The following is a 477-nucleotide window of genomic DNA, read 5'->3' as shown; positions in this document are numbered from 1 at the left end:
TTCATGACTGGGGTGAAGTCGTAACAAGGTAACCGTAGGGGAACCTGCGGTTGGATCACCTCCTTACCTGAAGATACCTTCCCGCGAAGTGCTCACACAGATTGTCTGATAGAAAAGTAACGAGCAGAAAAAACCTCTACAGGCTTGTAGCTCAGGTGGTTAGAGCGCACCCCTGATAAGGGTGAGGTCGGTGGTTCAAGTCCACTCAGGCCTACCAGATTTCTTCTCATGCCGCGTTATGTTTCCGGCTCGCATAGTTCACTATGCTTCGCGAAAACATGCCTTGCCTGAGACGAAATCACATTTCCCGTGTGAGAAACGTGACTCCTGGTGAGTGGATGTAGATGGTCTCTGCAGTGACTGTATGGGGCTATAGCTCAGCTGGGAGAGCGCCTGCCTTGCACGCAGGAGGTCAGCGGTTCGATCCCGCTTAGCTCCACCATTACAGTACTGAAACTTACTTCAGAGTATACCGGC

Annotated in this window: 2 tRNA genes and 1 rRNA gene; all 3 read left to right on the top strand. The window is 51.6% G+C overall.

Annotated features, from left to right (window positions below):
• A 16S ribosomal RNA gene (locus C1Y43_RS23480) occupies positions 1–66 on the top strand; the annotation flags it as partial.
• Between the two features lie 74 nt (positions 67–140).
• Positions 141–217, top strand: a tRNA-Ile gene (locus C1Y43_RS23475).
• Positions 218–366: 149 nt separating this feature from the next.
• Positions 367–442 (top strand) — tRNA-Ala (locus tag C1Y43_RS23470).
• Positions 443–477 lie beyond the last annotated feature (35 nt).

This window comes from Pantoea sp. ICBG 828, from assembly GCF_002928355.1.
Classification (GTDB): Bacteria; Pseudomonadota; Gammaproteobacteria; order Enterobacterales; family Enterobacteriaceae; genus Pantoea; species Pantoea dispersa.
Note: the sequence above shows the minus strand (reverse complement) of the source record. Positions and strands in the feature narration are given on the sequence as shown.